The following is a 21,955-nucleotide window of genomic DNA, read 5'->3' as shown; positions in this document are numbered from 1 at the left end:
CGTCAGAAGCTGGAGGTTCTCAGATTGGCGTGCACGGCCCCGTCACCGACCTGGATCCCCAAAATACCCGCGATACGCTTACTCACCAGCTCGATATCGAACGCAGCCGCCGAGGTGGCGTTGAAATCCAGTATCGACTGCTGTGAGGCATTGGCCTCAGGCACGCTTTCATCCCGGTTAATCACGCCCAGCAGGCGGTCACCGAGGCGTTGCTGTAAGAAGGCAGTGACGTCACGGCTGATATGGCGGCGGTTGTCACTCTGGTTCACCAGGAAATAGTATCCGGCCTTGTTATCTGGCGGTGCGCCGCCGGTCAGCCGGTGGTTTTCAATATGGGGCAGCAGGGACAGCGACGCAGTGTCGGCCAGCAGCGTCACCAGATGCAGATCGGCCAGCGGCGAGATCGCCTTCAGCGCCGGGTTCGGCCCTGGCGGGAAGTCGGCCAGGATGACCAGCCCCGGATAGTTCAGCAGGGAGCTTAAGCCTCGCGCCAGGAAGTTGCTGTCGCTGGTGAGGTTATGCTCAAACACCATGCGCTGTTCTTCCGTCACTTCGCCATAGGGCAGAACGAACATATTGTTGCCCGCGGTCAACACCGACTGGCTCCAGTCTGCCGACTCATTGGCCCGCGCAACGTAGCCGCGTCCGTCCGACAAGGGCACGCCAAAGTGCAGGCGCAGTGCGTTCTGTACATCGAAGTCAATGGCCAGAACTTTATTGCCGGAACGAGCCAGAGCATAAGCGAGGTTGGCCGTGACCGTGGTTTTCCCTACTCCGCCTTTTGGCGAGCAAATACACACTAACGGCATGAAGCGATTCTCTCCAGGAGCGGTTGTAACGGAAGATCTTTCACCGGATGGCTGGCGCGCCCGGACGTTTTGGTGGCAAACAGCTGATCGAAGCGCACCGGCTCCGCCGGTTTTGGCGGGGCCACTGCCTCAGCAGGTGCGGGTACGGGTGCAGCGACCGGCGCGAGCGCGGGCGCGGCCTGGAATGCGGAAGGCGCCGCCGCGACAGGCGTCTCTTTCACGGTCGCGTGGGGGGTGGCCTCAGGGCGCAGCTGATCGAACAGAGAAGATGCCGCCGGGTTAAGCTGCGCTTGCGCTGCTTTCTCTGCGCTGTCAGCACTTAAGCTCTGCAGGATAGACGGGGCTGAACCGGCAGGCTCCGCCACGGGCGTCTTCGTCAGGCTGGCAAAAGCCGCATCCAGTTCACCGGGTTTAACGGACTGCGGAACGGGCACCGCCACGCTGCCGGCCTTCGCCAGTGCTGCGTCATTATCTACACCTGCCAGCTGATTGATAATCGCCCAGCCGCTGTTCGACGCCTGTTTGTTTTGCGCCGACAGATCCTTGAAATGGATGTCACCGGTGCGCGTTTTATCCTTGAAACGCTGCAAATCATCATAATTTTTCATGGTATTACTCTTGATTCACAAGTCAGTATTTTTGTTTCCTGCATGACTTTGCCAGGGACAACAGTGTTGTGGGAATACAAACATGTAAAGGGGAACGGTGATTAACAATCGTCATTCAAAACGAACATCCCTTTACGATTACTCATATTCGTACAGCAAATGTTCTAATGCATATTACGTAGAGCTAATACTATGTACAAGCTTATCGACAGATCGCGTAATTTCTCCACTTTCCGCCCTCGATAACCTCTAACATCAAGATTAAATTTTGTTTAATGCTGATGAAATAAAATATTAATCCAGCGGCAATATAGCACAGGAGATATAATGCCAACAGGTAACTATAAGTAATATGTATTAAAAAAGTACTATGCGACAACTTCACTCTCTGGCGCAAAATTAACGCACTCCCCCGTCGCGCCATTCATCAGACATGTGTATTATTCCCTGTTGTTTTCCTGACAACTATCCTTAACTCAAATACTTAAGCGCAAAAGCGAAAAGCATCATGAGCACACCGATCAAACGGCTGGAAATCATTAAAAATGCCATCGAGCTGGAAGATGACGACATCATCGAGAGCCAGCTGGCACGGTTAAAAAGCGAAGCCTTTGACGATGAGCTGCAGGCGATCGTCGTGGCGCTTGAGCAGAAAAACTATACCGGGGCGATAGCGGCTATTGCCCGTTGGTTACAGAGCCAGCGCGCCGTCACAACGTGGCGGGATCCACAGCTGGCTGCCAGCAAGCTGGAGCTGAAGGCGCTGGAAGAGCGTCTGCGCGATCTGATCGACAGGCGTAACGCTCGCGTTCAGCAGCTGGACGAATTTAACGACCTCTACCTCACCCGTCTCGGCCCGCTGATGAGCCAGATCCTTGCCCTGCGCAAAACCCTGGCGGAGCTGAATCTGCGCCGTCAGCAGGCGGAGGCGCGCCGTCGGGAAGCGGACTATCGCCGCTGTCAGCAGTATGTCGCCCAGGCGGTGGAGGTGCTGACCACCCTGACTCAGCACTGGCGCGATCTGCCCGCCGACTCGGTGCAGGCCGCCACGGCGCGTAAGCAGTTGCAACAGCAAAGTAACCTGATCGCCAACCTGCTGGCCGAAGCCCAGGAGCTGGAAACGGGCCTGACCCGCGAAGAGGAGCCTGCCCGCCAGGCGCGGGACGAGGCCAACGACGAGTACGAAAAATACCGCGAGCAGCAGCATGAAGCGGAGATCCGCCTGCGCAAGGGCAAGGACCTCTCCGAAGAGGATCAGAACGAGTTAAAACGACTCTGGCGCCAGGCGAGCAAGCTCTGTCACCCGGATCTGGTGGCGGACGATCTGAAGGAAGAGGCCAACGCCATGATGGTGCAGCTGAACCAGGCGAAGCAGCGTGGCGACGTGAAAGCGATCCGCTCCCTGGTGGCCCGTCTGCATCAGGGGCTGGAGCCGATGATGGCCAGCGACAGGCTGAACGACCTGACGCGTATCCGCAAAAAGATGGCCCAGGTGCGGGAGCAGATCGACACCCTGTTGAGCGAGCTGGCGGAGCTTGAAAAGGAGGAGTCCTGGCTGCTGGTCTCCTCGCTGAGCAATATGGAAACTTACTTTGCCCAGCAGGAGAGAGCCCTGCACGAGGTGCGCACCTCGCTGGAACATCAGGTCAGCGAAGCGCAGCTCGACGACGTGGCCTGATTATTTGGCGTGCCAGTAAGCGCTGGCACGCACCAGCTTCTGATCGATGGCGTCGGTTTCAAACAGGCGACTCAGGTTTTTCACCACCTTCCCTTCCCCGGTCAGCCAGATAAAGTAATCCTCTGCCGGCACGCTGAGCGTCGCCAGACGATCCGCAACCGCCTGCTCGTTATGCCCCACCACCCAGCTGATGTTGAACTCGCTTAAGTGCGCCAGATAGTCCTGACAGGCGGCATCGGCAACGGTGACCACGGCGTGAACCTCCGGGCGCACCGGCAGCGCGCGCAGGGCCTCCAGACGACGACGCAGGGCGGGCATGCCCGACTCATCGCAGACGTAGAGCTGCCAGGCGTAATCTTCCGGCACCACCAGCGACCCGCGCGGACCGCCGATGGAGAGGGTATCCCCCGGCTTTGCGTCCACGGCCCAGCTGCTTGCCACCCCACCGTCGTGGATAAAGAAGTCGAGCGCCAGCTCGTGACGGGCCGCGTCATACAGCGGGGTGTAATCCCGCGCCTGCGGACGCACGCCGTCACCCCACTCCACGCCCTCGTCCGTCACCACCGGGGGAATAAAGGTCGTGCCCTTTTCCGGGAAAAAGACTTTGGAGTGGTCGTCGAAGCCGCGGGAGGTAAAGCCCTCCAGCGCCTCGCCGCCTAACACGATGCGCTGAAAACCGGCGCTGACACGCTCCACGCGGAGCACGTTCAGCTCGCGAAAGCGCAGGTCGTTACGGACACGTTGAGGGTAGCGGGTTGTGGTCATAATTTGCCTTCGTGAAAGTGAAATCGATATATCTAAAATGAAAGTTAAATGATAATGATTGCTAATAAGAAAAAATGCAAGATCTTTTAGATTGCATCTAAAACTCATTTAGATATAAATTAGATATATCAAATTTGAGGGAAATCCTAATGCGACAGGCACACGAAGGCGGCGGACGCCGTCAGCGCTTTTTTGGTCACGGTGAGTTAAGGCTGGTGATTCTGGACCTCCTGACCCGCAATGCCAGCCACGGTTATGAGCTGATTAAAGACATTGAGAGCATGACCCAGGGAAACTACACCCCGAGCCCTGGCGTGATTTATCCGACGCTGGATTTTTTGCAGGATCAGGGCTTTATCACCTTCAGCGACGAAGAGAATGGCCGCAAACAGATTGCCATCACCGTAGCCGGGCAGCGCTGGCTGGATGAGAACCTGGAACAGCTTGAGAACATTCAGGCGCGCATCAAAGCACGCTGCGTAGGTTTCCAGCTGCGTAAAAACCCGCAGATGAAGCGGGCCCTCGACAATTTTAAAGCGGTGCTGGATTTAAAGGTCAATCAGGAAGGATTGAGCGACGCGCAGCTGAAACAGATTATTGCAGTTATCGACCGCGCGTCGCTGGAGATCAATCAGCTGGATTAAGCGGTGGCTGCTGCGCTGACGCGGAACACTTTCACCAGATCCTTCAGGTTCATCGCCTGTTCGTTAAGGGATGAAGCCGCCGCAACAGACTCCTCCACCAGGGCGGAGTTCTGTTGCGTGGTGGAGTCAATCAGGCCAATCGCGCTGTTGATCTGCGAGATGCCCTCCGTCTGCTCATGGCTGGCCTGGCGGATCTCGCGCAGGATGCCGTCCATCTCCTCAACGTTGCCCACCATACCGTTAATCAATCCGCTGGCTTTTTCCACCAGCGCCATGCCGTCCTGGGTCTGGCTGGTTGAGCTCTCAATCAGCTGGCGGATTTCGCTGGCCGAGGTGGCGCTCTTCTGAGCCAGCTGGCGAACCTCACCGGCCACCACCGCAAAACCGCGACCGTGCTCACCGGCGCGTGCCGCCTCTACCGCCGCGTTCAGCGCCAGAATGTTGGTCTGGAAGGCGATGGAGTCGATCAGGTTGATGATGTCGGACATCCGGTTGGAGGTCTCGTTAATCAGACGCATTTTGCTGGTGACCTGCTTCATCATCTCGCCATTGCTTTTCACCACTTTGGCCGCGTCTGCGGAGAGATGCGTGGCTTCGCCGGTATGTGATGCGGTGTTTTTCACCGTTGCGGTGATCTGCTCCATCGACGCCGCCGTCTGTTCCACGGAGCTGGCCTGCTCTTCGGTGCGCGCAGCCAGATCCTGGTTGCCCGCCACAATCTGTGCCGCCGCGGTGGAGATATTTTCCGAGCCGAACTGCACCTGCTGCACAATCTCCAGCAGACGGTTTTTCATCTCCATCAGCGCAGTGAGCAGCTGGCCGGTTTCGTCTTTACCGTGCGAGGCGATGCTCCCGGTAAGATCGCCGTCGGCAATGGAGCGGGCAAAATCAACCGCCTCGCCCAGCGGACGGGTAATCGAGCGCACGATAAACCAGCCCATCAGGCTGCCCACCGCCACGCTGAACAGGGTGATGAGGATCAGCAGCAGGCGGTTGCTTCTGAAGTCGCCGTCCACCTCCACGCCTGCGCGTTGCATATGTTTGTTCTGAATGGCTATCAGCGCCTGCACTTTTGCCTTATAGGCCTGCTGCAGGCTGAGGGTGTTGGTCATCATCTCCTCAATGGCCCCCGCCCGGTCGTTGCTCTGCACCGCCTGCAGGATACGATAGCGGGAGTCGAGATACTGCTGGCGCACTCCGCGAATATCGGTCAGCACCTGCTGGGACTCTTTATCCTGCAGGGCCGTGTTCAGGTCGCCGAGGATCCCGGTGATACGCTCGCTGATCGCCTTCAGCTGCTGCTCTGACTGGGCCCGGTACGTGCCCTGGTCATCCAGCAACATGAGCTGTTGGGTGCTAATAAATTCCTGGAAGTTGTCGATTAACTGGTTAGCTTTTACCGTGGTGGGATAATCGCTGGCGATAATGGACTGCATCCCGTTATTCGCCCGGTTCAGGCTGAGCAGAGATAAACTCGCACTTATCCCCATCAGGACGATAAAGAACCCAAACGCCAGAAATAATTTTGTGCCGATCTTTACGTCATGTAAGAACATATTTACTCCATCAATGTGATCATTTCTCAGACGATCTGCGTTATCGGTAACTTAAGCGCTAACTTTATGACTTTGATCGTTTTTATATTTCATAATTCCGGCAATGGATAGGCGATAGCTATTAATTTCGCCTCATCGATCGTTACGTCACCACCGGAGGTGGTATTTTTGACAGAGCATCGGGGAAAACTGACTTAGGCAGGAATAATTAACTGAGGCGATTTATTTAGTTATTTAATATTACATTAACAATAACTGATAAAAATAATCACAACGCACAAATAATAAAGCCGTTTACGCTGTCGGGAGTAAACGGCTTTTCTGGAACCTTACTGACTCAATGGAGCACGGTGACGGCATCTTCCAGGCGTTTGGCCCGGTGTTTTACCATCGCGGAGACCTGGGCGCTGGTTTCGACCAGCGCCGCATTTTTCTGGGTAATGGAATCCAGCTCGGCGACCGCGCGGGTCAGCTCCGACAAGCCTGACGCCTGTTCAGAGGTCGACTGGCTGATCTCGGCGATCAGCCGGGTAACGTTCTGTACCTTCTCCACAATGTCGTCCATCGTGCGTCCGGCGGCGTGTACCTGCTCGGAGCCCGACATCACCTTGCTGGCGCTGGCGTCGATCAGCTTGCGGATATCGTTGGCAGCACTGGCGCTGCGGCTGGCCAGATGGCGCACTTCTCCGGCCACCACCGCAAAGCCTTTCCCCTGCTCGCCCGCCCGGGCCGCTTCTACTGCCGCGTTCAGCGCCAGGATGTTGGTCTGGAAGGCAATGTCGTTAATCAGCTTGGTGATGGACCCGATCCGCTGGGTGCTGTCGGCAATTTCGTCCATGGTGTTCACCACGGTCTGCATGGCGTGCCCGCCTTCGGTGGCGGCGTCGCTGGCGGCGATAGAGAGCTTGTCGGCGTCCACCGCGGTGCGGGTGTTGTTCTGCACCGTCATCGCCAGCTGGTTCATGGTCTCCACGGTCTGCTTCACGTTCGACACCGTCTGGTGGGTGCGATCGTTGAGATCGTCATTGCCCTTCGCCAGCAGGTCGCTGCCGTCACGCACGTTGACCACCTGGCTGGAGACGTCGTTAATCAGCCAGCGGCACATCAGGCCAAGCTGCCCTATCGCGCGCAGGGTCAGCCCCAGCTCGTCGCTGCGGTTGAGATGCTCGACGCTGTTGCGCTCGCCGGTTGCCACCTTCAGCGCCTGACGCGCCACGTTCTCCACCGGACGCACAATCTGCTGCTCAAACAGCAGGGTGCCCAGCAGCATCACCAGCGCACTGGCCCCCAGCGCCGCCCAGCTCGCGTCGGTGGCGAGCAGGGTGCCCGCCAGCACGAGAAAGAGCGCGGTCATTACGCTGCGTACCCGCCAGCGCAGCGGCATCGCGGGCAGCTTGCCGATCCAGCCTTTCGCCACCACCAGCCCTTTGTGCACCCGCTTTTTGCTGCGCCCTTCGTTGAGTGCCTTATATAAAGGTTCAACCGCGGCAATCTCTTCCGGGGTGGCTTTCACGCGGATGGACATATACCCGGTGGTCTGGCCGTTGCGCACCATCGGCACGGCGTTGGCGCGCACCCAGTAGTGATCGCCATCCTTACGCAGGTTCTTGACGATGCCGCTCCAGGGTTCCCCTTGTTGCAGGGTGTACCACATGTCGGCAAAGGCGGCTTTTGGCATATCAGGGTGGCGAACGAGGTTGTGCGGCTGGCCCACCAGCTCGCCCAGAGAGTACCCACTCACCTGGACGAAGGTGTCATTGGCCTGGGTAATATAGCTGTGCAGATCGGTGGTGGACATCAGAGTGGTGTCATCTTTCAGTGGGTGTTCACACTGTGTGACAAATTGTTGAGGCGACATAGGCATCCCTTGCAGGTTACTTGAATGTTATTTTTGTGGCGTAACGTTTTTTCGGCGTTAACGAATTTATCTTTAGTTGTTAAACATGCCTGAGATCGCAAAACGGGACTAAACCGCATTTTTTGTACGCTTTTCTAATCTATTGATATTAAATGGTTTCGCAGCGAAACTACTCCCAAAGGAGAATCCGCCTCTCCCTGTTACCCGCCCGTTCCGCCCTGAAACAGGGCAAATGCACTGCCATCGGGCATTCTGCTTTCTGAAAATGCCGGGGCGCTGCCGCCGAAATCCCGTTTCGCATGATTAAATATTGTGTAACATTATTTTAACCTGGCGTTTATCCCGATTTTTGCCCCCTCACCGGATGTGGCGCAAAGCCTGCAATACTTAATCCAGTATCATGTGATACGCCATTCCCGGGAGCACATCTTGAACAGGTTACCCTCCAGCGCGTCGGCTCTTGCCTGTACCGCGCACGCCCTGAATCTCATTGAGAAGCGAACGCTTGATCATGAGGAGATGAAACAACTTAACCGCGAGGTGATTGATTACTTCAAAGAGCATGTCAATCCTGGATTCCTGGAATACAGAAAATCGGTAACAGCAGGCGGGGATTACGGAGCCGTAGAGTGGCAGGCGGGAAGTCTTAATACGCTTGTCGACACCCAGGGACAGGAGTTTATAGATTGCCTGGGTGGATTTGGTATTTTCAACGTGGGGCACCGTAATCCAGTTGTGGTTTCCGCCGTACAAAATCAGCTTGCAAAACAACCCCTTCATAGCCAGGAACTGCTGGATCCCCTGCGGGCGATGCTGGCAAAAACGCTGGCGGCACTGACGCCAGGTAAACTGAAATACAGCTTCTTCTGTAACAGCGGCACGGAATCGGTCGAAGCGGCGATCAAACTCGCCAAAGCGTACCAGTCGCCGCGCGGGAAATTCACCTTTATTGCCACCAGCGGCGCCTTCCACGGCAAGTCGTTAGGTGCTCTCTCTGCGACGGCGAAATCCACCTTCCGTAAGCCGTTTATGCCGCTGCTGCCGGGCTTCCGCCACGTGCCGTTCGGCGACATCAACGCCATGCGCTCCGCGCTGTCCGAATGCCGTAAAACCGGCGACGACGTGGCCGCGGTGATCCTCGAGCCTATCCAGGGCGAAGGCGGGGTGATCCTGCCGCCAGTGGGTTATTTAACGGCGGTGCGTCAGCTGTGCGATGAGTTTGGCGCGCTGCTGATCCTCGATGAAGTGCAGACCGGGATGGGGCGTACCGGCAAGATGTTTGCCTGCGAGCATGAGAACGTGCAGCCGGACATCCTGTGCCTGGCCAAAGCGCTGGGCGGCGGCGTGATGCCGATTGGTGCCACCGTTGCCACCGAAGAGGTCTTCTCAGTGCTGTTCGACAACCCGTTCCTGCACACCACCACCTTTGGCGGCAACCCACTGGCCTGTGCCGCGGCGCTGGCGACCATCAACGTGCTGCTGGAACAGAACCTGCCCGCTCAGGCGGAGCAGAAAGGCGACATGCTGCTGGATGGTTTCCTCCAGCTAGGGCGTGAATATCCCGACCTGGTGCAGGATGCGCGCGGCAAAGGGATGCTGATGGCGATTGAGTTTGTCGATAACGAAACCGGCTACAGCTTCGCGAGTGAGATGTTCCGCCAGCGGGTGCTGGTGGCAGGCACGCTCAACAACTCGAAGACCATTCGCATTGAACCGCCGCTGACGCTGACGATTGAGCAGTGTGAGCTGGTGCTGAAAGCGGCCCGTAAGGCGCTGGCGGCGCTGCGGGTGAGTGTGACCGAAGCGTAAAACACGCCGGGCGCCGCTGCGCTTGCCCGGCCTACAACGACGTTGGGTTTTGTAGGCCAGGCAAGCGTAGCGCCCCCGGCATCTCACCTGCTACCGGTGAAACTCTGCTACCGTCATGGTGAACCGCAGCACGCTCTTCCCGTCGTTCGCATAGCTGTGCGCCGCGTCGGTTTTCGCCACCGCCGATGCGCCAGCCACTACCTGCATCACGCTCTCCTCCACCTTCAGCGTTAATACTCCTGCTTCCACGTGGAGCAGCTCAAAGGTGCCTGCCGGATGGCCGGGCGAGCTGAAGCTTTCGCCCGGCTGCATCTCCCAGCGCCACAGTTCAATCATATCCGGGCCCGCGGTGCCCGCCAGCAGCCGGGCGCTGCCGCCCTTCTCCCCCTGCCAGAGCACCGGGATCGCCGCTTCCTCGATAAGATGCACCTGCGGCTCGCTGGCGACGTTGACGATGTCGGCCACCGAAACGCCCAGCGCCGCCGCCAGCTTGCAGAGGATCGCAATGCTGGGATTAGCGGCCCCTTTTTCGATCTCCACCAGCATCCCTTTGCTGACGCTGGCCCGGCGCGACAGCTCGTCCAGCGACAGCTTTTTCTCTTTCCGCCAGTTGCGGATACGATTCGCAACCGCCAGGCTTACCTGGGCCACATCTGCGCCCTGCGCAGTCATTATATTGACTTTATCGGTCACTGGTCATTACCATGGTCTAAAACAGTCGATACAGGATTATTTATGTCCCTCCTCACGCCGTCAATAGATCCGCGTCTTGCCGGGATCGCGCCGGGGTTCCGCGCGCTGAGCATCGTGGTCGAAGCCGCGCCGGTTACCGCCCCTGAAGTGGCCTCTGCCGCGTTAGCCCAGGCCTGCCAGCAGATGTTAAACGATGATTTTCCCTGGGCGGAGGCGCATCTCGCCGCCTGGGATGAGGCGTTTAAAGCCTTCGGTGCTAAACCGAAACGTACCCCCTGCTCCGCCAGCGCCCTGCGTAAGCGGGTGCTGAAAGACGGTGCGCTGCCGCCGCTCGATCCGGTGGTGGATATCTACAATGCGGTCAGCATCCGCTATGCCATTCCGGTGGGCGGGGAAAACCTCGCCGCCTACACCGGCGCACCGCGCCTGACGCTGGCCGACGGCAGCGAGCCTTTTGATACCGTTAAAGAGGGGCAGCCGGGGGTGGAGTATCCCGAGGCGGGCGAGGTTATCTGGCGTGATGATGTGGGGGTAACCTGCCGACGCTGGAACTGGCGACAGGGAGTGCGCACCCGGCTGGACAGCCAGGCGCAGACCATGTGGTTTATTCTCGAAAGCCTGCCCGCCATGCCGTTAGCGGCGCTGGAAGCGGCCGGGGAGGAGCTGGTCAGCAACCTGCAAAGGTTGATGCCAGGGGCCACGGCGCAGGTTCAGCTGCTGGAGCTGGCCTGAAAAACGCCGGGCGGCGCTGCGCTTGCCCGGCCTACAAAACCAGCCGTTGTAGGCCCGGTAAGCGAAGCGCCACCGGGCGTTTTTTACGCTGGCATCAACCCGACAAAACAGCGTTTTTTACGCGGCTCCGACATCAGGTCCTCAAGCTTCTCGACGCACGCCAGATAGTGCGGGGTCTGCTTATGCGCCAGCACCGCCTCTTCATCCTTGTAAGCCTCGTAGATAAAGAACCGGGTTTTCACCCGCGGATCCTGCAATACGTCGAACCGCAGGTTGCCCGGCTCCTGGATCGCCCCTTCATGGTTGGCGCGAAACACCTCCAGAAACTCGTCCACCCGGTCCGGCTTAATGTTGATCTCCACTAACGTCACGTTCATTGTGATTCCCCTTGTTTTTCCTCCTGCCAGAACTGGTACGCCTCACGGGCGCTCATCTTCTCGTGTACCACCTTCTTCACCGCCTTCAGCATCGCCAGCGGCGCGCTAGACTGGAAGATATTGCGCCCCATATCGACACCCGACGCGCCCTGGTCGATGGCGCGGAAGCACATCTCCAGCGCCTCGTGCTCCGGCAACTTTTTGCCCCCGGCGATAACAATCGGTACCGGGCAACTGGCGGTCACTTTCTCGAAGCCCTCTTCCACAAAATAGGTTTTGACGAACTGCGCCCCCATCTCGGCGGCGATACGGCTGGCGAGGGAGAAATAGCGTGCATCCCGGGCCATCTCCTTGCCGACCCCGGTCACCGCCAGGGTCGGGATGCCGTAGCGGTTGCCCGCATCCACCAGCTTGATGATGTTATTGATCGACTGATGCTCGTACTCACTGCCGATATAGACCTGCGCCGCCACGGCGCAGACATTCAGGCGCAGGGCATCCTCCATCGCCACCGCCACGCACTCGTTGGAGAGCTCGCCCAGCATCGAGTTGCCCCCGGAGGCGCGCAGCACCACCGGTTTGTTGGTCGCGGGCGGCACCTGGCTCCTGAGAATACCTCGGGTACACATCAGCACGTCGGTTTCAGCGAACAGCGGCGCAATGGAGAGATCGATGCGCTCCAGCCCGGTGGTCGGCCCCTGGAAGTAGCCATGATCGAAGGCCAGCATCACCGTGCGGTTGCTGGCCGGGTTGAAGATGCGCGCCAGCCGCGACTGCATCCCCCAGTCCAGCGCCCCGCAGCCCTTCAGGGTGAAGGGCACGTTCTGCTGCGGTCGGTCGAGGCCAAAGTTCTTACCCTCTTTGATGTCGTCTAAATCAGCCATGTTCCCCCCTGTCAGAAGTCGTAGTTGTTGATGTTCTCTTTGGTGAACACCACCCGCTCCGGCAGCAGCACGATGCCATTGCCTTTCGCTTCATACTGATAGCCCTGCACGCTGTTCGGTTCGACCTTCAGGGTGCCGATATCCTTCACCTCCACGCTGTCGCCGACGTTAAGATCGCCTTTTTTCAACAAACGATCGGCGACATTGACCGCAATTTTGCCCTGTTGCACCACATCCCACAGGCCGAAGGCTTTCACCGTGCCGCGCTCCACGTACGGACGCATCACGTTGGGCGTGCTGAAGCCGACAATCGCCACCCCTTCCCGCTTCAGGTTCTCCGCCGCCTGGGCTGCCGCTGGCAGGGCGTTGGCGTCCGGGGCGATGATCGCATCCAGATCCGGATACGCTTTTAAGATCCCTTCGGCGGTTTGCAGGGATTTGGTGGCATCGTTATAGCCAAACTGGGTGGTAACGACCTGCCACTGGGGATGATCTTTGGCGATTTTGGCTTTCGCCTCTTTCACCCACTGGTTCTGATCGGTGACGGTGGGGCTGGAGTAGAAGAAGGCCACTTTGGCGGCCGGTTTGGTGACCTGCTTCGAGGCCATGTCCACCAGCAGGCCGCCGAGCTGTTCCGGGGTGCCCTGGTTGATGTAGATGCTGCGGCACTCCGGTTTGGTGTCGGAGTCCCAGGTGAGTACTTTTACCCCGCGCTGCATGGCGCGTTTCAGGGCCGGGCAGAGCCCATCCGGCGACACCGCCGAGACGATAATGGCGTTGTAGCCCTGGTTAACGAAGTTATTGATCAGCTGCACCTGCCCGGAGACGCTCGGCTCGGTCGGGCCATCGTAGGTGACGTCCGCCCCCAGCGCTTTCCCGGCCTCTTTTGCGCCGTTGCCGCCGCTGGTAAAGAAGCCGACCCCCACCAGTTTCGGGATAAACGCGATGCGATCCGCCGCCTGCGCCGTCGCCACGCTTAACGCCACGGCCAGCACCATCAGTTTTATTTTCATCATACGCTCCGGGTATTTTTTGTGAGAAGAGACCGCACCCCTTCAAGGTGCAGGCTCAGCGAACGCCCCATCACCACCACAACCAGCAGCGCCCCTGACAGCGCGCTCGACACCTGATTGGGGATGCCAACCATCTGTAACCCCTGTTGCAGATACCCCACCAGCAATGCCGCCAGTGCAGTACCCAGTACCGAACCTGAACCACCATAGATATTCGCCCCGCCGAGCACCGCCGCGGTAAGCGCGGGCATCAGCAGGTCGCGTCCTAAATCGGAACGCGCCGAGCCGAAATAGGAGACCATTACCAGGGCGGCAATTGCCGAGGCCACGCCTACCAGGCCATACAGGGCATAGGGCATACCATTAACCGACAGCGCCGCATAGCGCGCCGCGCGCGGGTTCTGCCCTATCAGGAACAGGTGGCGGCCAAAGCGCCCGCGGTGGACGATCAGCCAGAAGAAGAAGGTGATAAACGCGAACAGCACCAGCGGGATCGGCAGGCCGAGCACCGTCAGATTGGCGAAGGCGGTAAAGCTCTCCGGGAAGCCGCCAATGCCTTCGTAGCCGGTGGCCCCGGCCATTCCCGAGAGCAGCAGCGCCCCGCCGCCGTACAGGTACAGCGTGCCGAGGGTGATCACCAGCGGGCTGATGCCGGTGTAGTGGATCAGCGCCGCGTTGAGCAGGCCGCACAGCAGCCCGAGCAGCAGGGTGAGCGGGACCGCCGCCAGCATCGGCACCCCCGCCTGCATCATCACTCCCAGGGCGATGGCGCACAGGCCGATGGTGGAGCCGAGCGAGATGTCGATCCCGCCGCTGATGATCACTAACGTCAGCGGCAGGGCCACGATGCCGATGCAGATAAAATCGCTGGTGCTGAACAGCAGCATGTTGATGTCGAGCATCCGTGGATTGAGGGTGCCAAACAGCAGGATCTCCAGCACCAGTAACAGCAGCAGCATCCACTCCCAGTTAAGCTTCATTTACGCCACCTCTTTGTTGCGTTTGCGAAACGGGGTGACGTGCTTCCCCCCTTTATTGCCTGGCTGGAAACGGCTGTACTTCAGCGCCCGCTGATGTCGCGCCAGCGCCTGGCGCAGCCGTCCGTCGAGCACCAGCACGCCCAATAACACCAGGCCAGCGATAAAGTCGTTCCACCAGGCCGGGAGGCGGAACAGCACCAGCACGGTGTCGATCTGGGTCAGGAAGAAGGCCCCCAGCAGCGCGCCGATTAAGGTCCCGGTGCCGCCGAGCAGGGAGATGCCCCCCAGCACGCAGGCGGCGATGGCTTTCATCTCCAGCCCGCTGCCGGTCTGGTTCGGCACAAAGCCAATCTGCGCGGCAAAGACGATCCCGGCGCAGGCCGCCAGTACGCCGTTAAGGGTAAAGGCCGCCATCCGGGTGCGGTTCACCGCGACCCCCAGCTGGCGGGCGGCGGCGAGGTTATCCCCGACGGCGTAAAAATCCCGGCCAAAGGCGGTGCGCGACAGGATCCAGGCCCCGAGGGCGGCAATCACCAGCACCACTATCCCCAGCGGCGACACCCCGAGCGCCAGCGGTTCCGAGAGCGATTTCAGGCTTACCGGCAGACCTTCAATCCACTTCCCGTCGGTCCAGAGCAGCATCGCGCCGCGATACAGGCCCAGCGTGCCGAGGGTGGCGACAATCGCCGGAATGCGCAGCCCCACCACCAGCAGGCCGTTGAAGGCCCCCGCCAGCGCGCCGATCGCCAGCGCAAACAGGATCGCCACCGGCAGGCCGTAACCGTTGTTCAGGGACACCCCCACGGCGATGGCACACAGCCCGACAATCGAGCCGACCGACACGTCGATGTTGCGGGTCAGCATCACCAGCCCCGCCCCGAGCGCCAGCAGGATCAGGATCTGTGAACTGGCAAAGATCATCCCCAGGGTCTGCAAACTGAGGTAGGCCGGGTTGAGCGCCACCAGCACCACAAACAGGGCGAGGATCGCCAGCAGGGCGCTGAGTTCGCGGTTTTTGAGCAGTGTTTTCATGCCTGTCCTCCGAAGGCCAGGGCCATCATGCGGTCAAGACTGACGGCGTGGCGCGGCAGTTCTCCGCTGAGTACCCCCTGATGCATCACCAGCACCCGATCCGCCAGACCCGGGAACTCGTCCATGTCGCTGGAGATCATCAGCACCGCCACGTTTTGCGCCGCCACGCTTTTGATCAGCTGATAAATGTCGGCGCGAGCCGAGACGTCCACCCCGCGGGTCGGTTCATCGACGATCAGCAGCAGCGGATTGGCTTCCAGGCAGCGGGCCAGCAGCACCTTCTGCTGATTGCCCCCCGACAGGGTGCGCACGGTCTGATCGGCACTATTGAGTTTGATCCCCAGCGCCCGGTGATAGCGCTCCACCACCGCCGCCTCGCGCTTGCGCTGCTGCCAGAGCGAGGGTTCGTTAAGAGCAACGGTGTTCCAGCGGACCGGCGCGTCGAGGAACAGGCCCGACACCTGCCTGTCCTCCGGAAGATAGACCAGCCCTTTCTCCAGCCGGGCGCTGACCGGATCATTGTCGATCTGCTGGTTTTCGAGCCAGATCCTGCCGCCGCGCGGTGGGCGCAGGCCGTACAGCGTTTCGGCAAATTCGGTGCGTCCGGATCCCACCAGCCCGGCCAGGCCGACGATCTCCCCGGCGTAGATCTCGAGGCTCAGATCGATAAACCCCTCTCCGGTCAGCGTCTCCACCCGCAGCACCGGAAAATCCTGGGCCTGGGTGCGGCGATTGCCCGGCAGGGCCAGCCACAGCTTTTGCGTGTCGCTCAGCGCCTGGTCGCGGCTGACCGGGGTCATGGCGGCAATCAGGGCATTGTCATCAAACTGTGCGGTTTCGCCACTGAGGACGATTGCCCCGTCGCGCATCACCGAGACGTGGCTGGCGAGCTGGCGAATTTCGGGCAGCTTGTGGGAGATAAAAACGATGCCGACGCCCGTGGCCTGTAAGGCGCGGATCTGGCGGAACAGGCGTTCGGTTTCTCCGGGCGTCAGCGAGGCGGTGGGTTCATCGAGGATCAGGATCCTGGCCTCGCGCATCAGCCCGCGCAGGATCTCCACCATCTGCTGATCCGCCACTTCCAGGGTGCTGGCGGCGGCCTCTAAATTGAGCTGGCACTGGAGCTGCTCCAGCTTATCGGCAAGGCGCTGAGCGGTGCCCTGCCCGCGCGGCAGACGAAAGAGGATGTTTTCCCGCACGCTGAGATTCGGAAACAGCATCGGCTCCTGGGGCACCAGATAGATGCCGAGCTGATGCGCCTGGCCCGGTTTCAGGCGAGCAAAAGGCTGCCCGGCGATAGAAAGTTCACCGCTGTCGGCCGTTTCAACCCCGGCGACAATCTTCATCAGGGTGGATTTCCCCGCGCCATTGCCGCCCATCAGGGCGTGCACCTGTCCCGCAAGCAGAGTGAAATCAATGTTTTTCAGTACAGGAACGCCGGAAAACTGCTTCTGGATCCCGCGCGCCTCGATAAGTGCTGTCATTATCGCTCCGCCATTGAACAAATGATTTTTGAAATTAATAATGTTCAAAAGCGTAGACGGTGAACTATATTTACAACCGTGCAGGGATCACAGTTTGATGGATATGATCCCGATAATGCAGAAACATTCCGGAATATCCGTTTTGCCGTGTGGCTCACAGATTCAACCTGCGGCAGGGCGAACATATGATCTAAATTTTTATAAGAGTTCAAATATGGCTGAGAAACGCGTTGCCGAAGAGGGACGATTTGCCGGACTGGCGCTGACGGAAGAGGAACTGGTGGCGCGCGTGGCCTGGTGCTACTACCACGACGGCCTGACGCAGAACGATATTGGCGAGCGGCTGGGATTACCGCGGCTCAAGATTTCGCGGCTGCTGGAGAAGGGTCGGCAGTCCGGGGTGATCCGGGTGCAGATCAACTCCCGCTACGAGGGCTGTCTGGCGCTGGAGACCGAGCTGCAACAGCGCTTCGGCCTGAAGCTGGCCCGCGTGCTGCCGGCCCTCAACACCCCGCCGATGAGCGTGCGGTTAGGGATTGGTGCCGCGCAGTCGTTAATGGGCGTGCTGGAGCCCGGCCAGCTGCTGGCGGTGGGCTTTGGTGAAACCACCATGAGCTGCATTCAGCATCTGAGCGGCTTTATCAGCTCCCAGCAGGTGCGGCTGGTGACCCTCTCCGGCGGCGTCGGGCCCTACATGACCGGCATCGGCCAGCTGGATGCCGCCTGTAGCATCAGCATGATCCCCGCCCCGCTGCGGGTCTCATCCGCGGAAGTGGCCGGGATCTTAAAACGGGAATCCAGCGTGCGGGATGTGATCCTCGCTGCCACCGCCGCCGATGTGGCGGTGGTGGGGATTGGTTCGGTGAACCAGCGCCGGGACGCTACCATCCTGCGCTCCGGCTATATCAGCGAAGGCGAGCAGCTGATGTTTGCCCGCAAAGGAGCGGTGGGCGACATCCTGGGGTATTTCCTCAATGCCGCCGGGGAGCGGGTAGAGGAGCTGGAGATCCACCGGGAATTACTCGGCGTCACCCTCGATGAACTGGCGCAGCTGCCGGTTATCGTCGGCGTCGCCGGAGGAGAAGAGAAAGCCGATGCGATTTATGCCGCACTGAACGGTCGCCGTATCAATGGCCTGGTGACGGAAGAGACGACAGCCCGCGCGGTGCTGGCTCTGGCCGGATAAGAGCAGCCCTGCGCCTGACACGAGGCAAGCTCATGAGTTACCTTTTAGCGTTAGATGCAGGGACAGGCAGCGTTCGCGCCGTGATTTTCGATTTGCAGGGCAATCAGGTCGCCGTCGGCCAGGCGGAGTGGAAACACCTGAGCGTCGAGAACGTCCCCGGCTCGATGGAGTTCGATCTCGACACCAACTGGCGGCTGGCCTGCCAGTGTATTCACCAGGCGCTGGAGCGGGCGCACCTGCGCGCGGCGGATATCCAGTCCGTCGCCTGCTGCTCCATGCGTGAAGGGATAGTGCTGTATGACCGCAACGGCGACGCCATCTGGGCCTGCGCCAACGTCGACGCCCGCGCCAGCCGCGAGGTGGCGGAGCTGAAAGAGATCCACGACTTCCGTTTTGAATCCGAAGTGTATGACGTCTCAGGCCAGACTCTGGCCCTGAGCGCCATGCCGCGCCTGCTGTGGCTGGCGCATCATCGCCCGGATATCTACCGCAAGGCGGCCACCATCACCATGATCAGCGACTGGCTGGCGGCGAAGCTCTCCGGCGAGCTGGCGGTTGATCCTTCCAACGCGGGCACCACCGGCATGCTGGATCTCTTCTCCCGCGACTGGCGGCCGGCACTGCTCGACATGGCCGGCCTGCGCGCCGATATCCTCTCCCCGGTGAAAGAGACCGGCACCCTGCTGGGCGCTATCACCAAAGAGGCCGCGCAGCAGAGCGGCCTGCGCGAAGGCACCCCGGTGGTGATGGGCGGCGGCGACGTGCAGCTCGGCTGTCTGGGGCTGGGGGTGGTGCGCGCCGGACAGACCGCGGTGCTGGGCGGCACCTTCTGGCAGCAGGTGGTTAACCTGCCGCAGGTCCGTACCGATCCGCAGATGAACATCCGCGTGAACCCGCACGTGATCCCCGGCATGGCCCAGGCGGAGTCGATCAGCTTCTTCACCGGGCTGACCATGCGCTGGTTCCGCGACGCCTTCTGCGCCGAAGAGAAGCTGATTGCCGAGCGGATGGGCATGGACACCTACGCCCTGATGGAGGAGATGGCCAGCCGGGTGCCCGCCGGTTCGCACGGGGTAATGCCGATCTTCTCCGACGCCATGCACTTTAAGCAGTGGTACCACGCCGCACCGTCGTTTATTAACCTCTCCATCGACCCGGAGAAGTGCAACAAAGCCACCCTGTTCCGCGCCCTGGAGGAGAACGCAGCGATTGTCTCCGCCTGCAACCTGGCGCAGATATCCCAGTTCTCCGGCGTCACTTTTGACGGCCTGGTGTTTGCCGGCGGCGGCGCGAAAGGGGCGCTGTGGAGCCAGATCTTAAGCGACGTCACCGGCCTGCCGGTGCGGGTGCCGGAGGTGAAAGAGGCCACCGCGCTGGGGTGCGCCATTGCCGCCGGGACCGGGGCCGGGCTGTATGGCGATATGGCCGCCACGGGGGAGCAACTGGTGAAGTGGAGCCGGGAGTTCACGCCAAACCCGGCGCACCGGGAGCTGTACGACGGCATGATGCAGAAATGGCAGGCGGTGTACGCCGACCAGCTGGGGCTGGTGGACAGCGGACTGACGACATCGATGTGGCAGGCGCCGGGGCTGGTGCGGACTGTGGCACCGTAAAAAAAACGCCGGATGGGGCTACGCTTATCCGGCCTACAACTGCCCACACTTTTTGAATCTCATCACATTCATTCGATCCTTTTTTTACCTTTCTCCTGCCGCTGGCTAAATTAGTAACTCATCCGACCACATAACAATAATTTTACAATGGAAGCGTTTATGAGCCACTACCCGTCGCTGTTCGCCCCCCTTGATCTGGGGTTCACCACGCTCAAAAACCGTGTGTTAATGGGCTCGATGCATACCGGTCTGGAGGAGCACCCGGACGGCGCACAGCGGCTGGCCGCCTTCTACGCCGAGCGCGCCCGTCACGGGGTGGCGCTGATTGTGACCGGCGGCGTGGCCCCTGCTCCTTCCGGAGTCGGGATGGAGGGCGGCGCGGTGCTGAACGATGTGGCGCAGCTTCCGCACCACCGTATCGTGACTGACGCGGTACATCACGAGGGCGGCAAAATCGCCCTGCAAATTCTGCATACCGGGCGCTACAGCTATCAGCCAAACCTGGTGGCCCCCTCAGCGATCCAGGCCCCGATCAACCGTTTCAAACCCCATGCCCTCACCCACGATGAAATCCTGACCCTGATCGATGACTTCGCCCGCTGCGCCGCCCTGGCCCGCGAGGCGGGTTACGACGGCGTGGAGGTGATGGGCTCCGAAGGCTATCTGATCAACGAATTCCTTGCCGCGCGCACCAACCAGCGCGAGGACGAATGGGGCGGCGACTATGCCCGCCGGATGCGCTTTGCGGTTGAAGTAGTGCGTGCGGTGCGGGAACGCGCCGGGAGCGACTTTATTATTATCTTCCGCCTGTCGATGCTCGATCTGGTGGAGGGCGGCGGTACCTTTGAAGAGACCGTCCAGCTGGCGCAGGCCATTGAGGCAGCGGGCGCGACTATCATCAACACCGGGATCGGCTGGCACGAGGCGCGGATCCCCACCATCGCCACCCCGGTGCCGCGCGCGGCATTCAGCTGGGTGACGCGCAAGTTGAAAGGCAAGGTGGCGATCCCGCTGGTGACCACCAACCGCATTAACGATCCGCAGGTAGCGGACGATCTGCTGGCCAACGGCGATGCCGATATGGTGTCGATGGCGCGGCCATTCCTCGCCGATGCGGAGATCCTCTCCAAGGCGCAAAGCGGTCGCGCGGATGAGATCAACACCTGCATCGGCTGCAACCAGGCCTGCCTGGATCAGATCTTCGTTGGCAAAGTCACCTCATGTCTCGTCAACCCGCGCGCCTGCCATGAGACCAAAATGCCGATGGTGCCGGCGGTGGCGAAGAAACGGCTGGCGGTGGTGGGCGCAGGCCCGGCTGGGCTGGCGTTTGCGGTGAATGCCGCATCGCGCGGGCACAGCGTGACGCTGTTTGATGCCGCCGGTGAAATTGGCGGGCAGTTTAATATCGCCAAACAGATCCCCGGCAAAGAGGAGTTTTACGAGACCCTGCGCTATTACGCGCGGATGATCGACCTTACCGGGGTCGATCTGCGGCTCAACCAGTGGGTGACCGCCCAGGATCTGATCGACTTTGACGAGACGATCCTCGCCAGCGGGATCGCCCCGCGCACTCCCGCGATCGAGGGTATCGATCATCCGAAGGTGCTGAGCTATCTCGACGTGCTGCGCGACAAAAAACCGGTGGGCGACAAGGTGGCGATTATCGGCTGCGGTGGGATCGGTTTTGATACCGCCATGTACCTGAGCCAGGCGGGGGAGCCCACCAGCCAGAACATCGCGGAATTCTGTCAGGAGTGGGGGATCGACACCAGCCTGAGCCAGGTCGGTGGCCTGCGTCCGGAGGGGCCGCAGCTGCCAAAAAGCCCGCGCCAGATCGTGATGCTCCAGCGCAAAGCCAGCAAACCGGGGGACGGGCTGGGGAAAACCACCGGCTGGATCCACCGCGCCACCCTGCTCTCACGCGGGGTGAAGATGGTCCCGGGGGTGAGTTATCAGAAGATCGACGACGAAGGGCTGCATGTGCTGATCGGCGGTGAACCGCAGCTGCTGCGCGTGGATCATGTGATTTTGTGTGCCGGGCAGGAGCCGAAGCGCGATCTGGCGGATCCGCTGCGTGAGGCGGGCAAAACGGTACATCTGATTGGCGGGTGTGACGTGGCGATGGAGCTGGATGCGCGGCGGGCGATTGCCCAGGGGACGAAGTTGGCTCTGGCGATCTAGGACATTGCCGGGCGGCGCTGCGCTTGCACCGGCCTACGGGTCCGAGGACATTG

Annotated in this window: 19 protein-coding genes; 7 read left to right on the top strand and 12 right to left on the bottom strand. The window is 60.3% G+C overall.

Going from position 1 to position 21,955, the window contains the following annotated elements; translation table 11 throughout:
• Window positions 1–2: 2 nt before the first annotated feature.
• Together bcsQ and bcsO are read right to left on the bottom strand one after the other, a co-directional pair.
• A complete protein-coding gene (gene bcsQ / locus WFO70_RS17020) occupies window positions 3–809 on the bottom strand; it encodes a cellulose biosynthesis protein BcsQ (RefSeq protein ID WP_337017747.1) in 807 nt (268 codons plus the stop codon).
• Complete coding sequence (gene bcsO, locus WFO70_RS17015) at window positions 800–1,417, bottom strand: cellulose biosynthesis protein BcsO (protein ID WP_337017746.1); 618 nt, start codon at window positions 1,415–1,417, stop codon at window positions 800–802. The genes bcsQ and bcsO overlap by 10 nt, the downstream gene beginning before the upstream one ends.
• Window positions 1,418–1,925: 508 nt before the next feature.
• On the opposite strand from bcsO, the gene WFO70_RS17010 reads away from it, so the two are divergent.
• Window positions 1,926–3,095 carry a DNA repair protein gene (locus tag WFO70_RS17010; protein ID WP_337017744.1) on the top strand — a complete coding sequence of 390 codons (1,170 nt, stop codon included), beginning with the start codon at window positions 1,926–1,928 and terminating at the stop codon, window positions 3,093–3,095.
• On the opposite strand, the gene WFO70_RS17005 is transcribed toward WFO70_RS17010, so the two are convergent.
• Entirely contained in the window at window positions 3,096–3,860 is a 765-nt protein-coding gene (locus tag WFO70_RS17005; RefSeq protein WP_337017742.1) for a siderophore-interacting protein, read from the bottom strand.
• Window positions 3,861–4,009: 149 nt separating this feature from the next.
• Between WFO70_RS17005 and WFO70_RS17000 the strand changes: the two genes are divergently transcribed.
• Window positions 4,010–4,504, top strand: a complete 495-nt coding sequence (locus WFO70_RS17000; protein WP_337017740.1) for a PadR family transcriptional regulator — start codon at window positions 4,010–4,012, stop codon at window positions 4,502–4,504.
• Here WFO70_RS17000 and WFO70_RS16995 read toward each other — a convergent pair.
• Window positions 4,501–6,060, bottom strand: a complete 1,560-nt coding sequence (locus WFO70_RS16995; RefSeq protein ID WP_337017738.1) for a methyl-accepting chemotaxis protein — start codon at window positions 6,058–6,060, stop codon at window positions 4,501–4,503. The two genes, WFO70_RS17000 and WFO70_RS16995, sit on opposite strands and share 4 nt — an antisense overlap.
• 337 nt (window positions 6,061–6,397) lie before the next feature.
• Complete coding sequence (locus WFO70_RS16990) at window positions 6,398–7,918, bottom strand: methyl-accepting chemotaxis protein (protein WP_337017736.1); 1,521 nt, start codon at window positions 7,916–7,918, stop codon at window positions 6,398–6,400.
• Window positions 7,919–8,347: 429 nt separating this feature from the next.
• On the opposite strand from WFO70_RS16990, the gene ygjG reads away from it, so the two are divergent.
• A complete protein-coding gene (gene ygjG, locus WFO70_RS16985) occupies window positions 8,348–9,727 on the top strand; it encodes a putrescine aminotransferase (protein WP_337017734.1) in 1,380 nt (459 codons plus the stop codon).
• A 90-nt stretch (window positions 9,728–9,817) separates the two neighbouring features.
• Here ygjG and WFO70_RS16980 read toward each other — a convergent pair whose 3' ends face one another.
• Window positions 9,818–10,399, bottom strand: a complete 582-nt coding sequence (locus WFO70_RS16980; RefSeq protein ID WP_442913394.1) for a helix-turn-helix domain-containing protein — start codon at window positions 10,397–10,399, stop codon at window positions 9,818–9,820.
• A gap of 63 nt (window positions 10,400–10,462) precedes the next feature.
• On the opposite strand from WFO70_RS16980, the gene WFO70_RS16975 reads away from it, so the two are divergent.
• Window positions 10,463–11,152, top strand: a complete 690-nt coding sequence (locus tag WFO70_RS16975; protein ID WP_337017730.1) for a B3/B4 domain-containing protein — start codon at window positions 10,463–10,465, stop codon at window positions 11,150–11,152.
• A gap of 83 nt (window positions 11,153–11,235) precedes the next feature.
• Here WFO70_RS16975 and lsrG read toward each other — a convergent pair whose 3' ends face one another.
• From lsrG to lsrA, 6 genes are read right to left on the bottom strand one after another with little or no spacing between them, the layout of a single operon-like run.
• The gene (gene lsrG, locus WFO70_RS16970; RefSeq protein WP_285129131.1) at window positions 11,236–11,529 is read right to left on the bottom strand and encodes a (4S)-4-hydroxy-5-phosphonooxypentane-2,3-dione isomerase; all 294 of its coding nucleotides are present in this window, start codon (window positions 11,527–11,529) and stop codon (window positions 11,236–11,238) included.
• A complete protein-coding gene (gene lsrF, locus WFO70_RS16965) occupies window positions 11,526–12,413 on the bottom strand; it encodes a 3-hydroxy-5-phosphonooxypentane-2,4-dione thiolase (RefSeq protein WP_337017728.1) in 888 nt (295 codons plus the stop codon). The genes lsrG and lsrF overlap by 4 nt, the downstream gene beginning before the upstream one ends.
• Before the next feature lie 11 nt (window positions 12,414–12,424).
• Complete coding sequence (gene lsrB, locus WFO70_RS16960; RefSeq protein WP_337017916.1) at window positions 12,425–13,426, bottom strand: autoinducer 2 ABC transporter substrate-binding protein LsrB; 1,002 nt, start codon at window positions 13,424–13,426, stop codon at window positions 12,425–12,427.
• Complete coding sequence (gene lsrD / locus WFO70_RS16955) at window positions 13,426–14,406, bottom strand: autoinducer 2 ABC transporter permease LsrD (RefSeq protein WP_337017726.1); 981 nt, start codon at window positions 14,404–14,406, stop codon at window positions 13,426–13,428. The genes lsrB and lsrD overlap by 1 nt, the downstream gene beginning before the upstream one ends.
• Window positions 14,407–15,438 (bottom strand): autoinducer 2 ABC transporter permease LsrC, encoded by a 1,032-nt coding sequence (gene lsrC, locus WFO70_RS16950; RefSeq protein WP_337017725.1) that lies wholly within the window; start codon window positions 15,436–15,438, stop codon window positions 14,407–14,409.
• Window positions 15,435–16,922 carry an autoinducer 2 ABC transporter ATP-binding protein LsrA gene (lsrA, locus tag WFO70_RS16945; protein ID WP_337017723.1) on the bottom strand — a complete coding sequence of 496 codons (1,488 nt, stop codon included), beginning with the start codon at window positions 16,920–16,922 and terminating at the stop codon, window positions 15,435–15,437. The genes lsrC and lsrA overlap by 4 nt, the downstream gene beginning before the upstream one ends.
• A 214-nt stretch (window positions 16,923–17,136) precedes the next feature.
• Between lsrA and lsrR the strand changes: the two genes are divergently transcribed.
• The 3 genes from lsrR (at window position 17,137) to WFO70_RS16930 (ending at window position 21,902) form a co-directional block, all read left to right on the top strand.
• Window positions 17,137–18,108 carry a transcriptional regulator LsrR gene (lsrR, locus tag WFO70_RS16940; protein ID WP_337017721.1) on the top strand — a complete coding sequence of 324 codons (972 nt, stop codon included), beginning with the start codon at window positions 17,137–17,139 and terminating at the stop codon, window positions 18,106–18,108.
• Window positions 18,109–18,140: 32 nt separating this feature from the next.
• Window positions 18,141–19,721 (top strand): autoinducer-2 kinase, encoded by a 1,581-nt coding sequence (lsrK, locus tag WFO70_RS16935; protein WP_337017720.1) that lies wholly within the window; start codon window positions 18,141–18,143, stop codon window positions 19,719–19,721.
• A gap of 159 nt (window positions 19,722–19,880) precedes the next feature.
• Window positions 19,881–21,902 (top strand): NADPH-dependent 2,4-dienoyl-CoA reductase, encoded by a 2,022-nt coding sequence (locus WFO70_RS16930; protein WP_337017718.1) that lies wholly within the window; start codon window positions 19,881–19,883, stop codon window positions 21,900–21,902.
• Window positions 21,903–21,955 lie beyond the last annotated feature (53 nt).

It is taken from the genome of Leclercia sp. AS011 (assembly GCF_037152535.1).
GTDB lineage: Bacteria > Pseudomonadota > Gammaproteobacteria > Enterobacterales > Enterobacteriaceae > Enterobacter.
This window is presented reverse-complemented; position numbering and strand designations above follow the sequence as displayed.